At 70.1% G+C, this 234-nt stretch carries 1 pseudogene; it reads right to left on the reverse strand.

From position 1 onward, the window contains the following. Positions 1 to 97: 97 nt before the first annotated feature. Positions 98 to 234 (reverse strand): annotated as a pseudogene (locus tag IG178_RS26325) (XRE family transcriptional regulator); the annotation flags it as partial.

The following is a 234-nucleotide window of genomic DNA, read 5'->3' on the forward strand; positions in this document are numbered from 1 at the left end:
GATCGTGTTCATGGAGCCAACGTTACTCGGCGCGTGGCGACGCACGGCATGGGTCAGCGGCCCGAGCTCGCCAGGGGCTGATCCGGTCTGGCGAGCCTCAGCCCTGGGGCCGTCCAGGGAGGTGCGCCTGCTCGCCGTCGTGATCGAAGATCGTGAGGATCTCCGCCAGCCCGCGGTGGGCTTCGAGCGCGTGCGGGGTCATGGTGGAGAACTCCGCGGCCTGTCCCGGGGAGA

This window comes from Neoluteolibacter marinus, assembly GCF_014904755.1.
Classification (GTDB): Bacteria; Verrucomicrobiota; Verrucomicrobiia; order Verrucomicrobiales; family Akkermansiaceae; genus Haloferula; species Haloferula marina.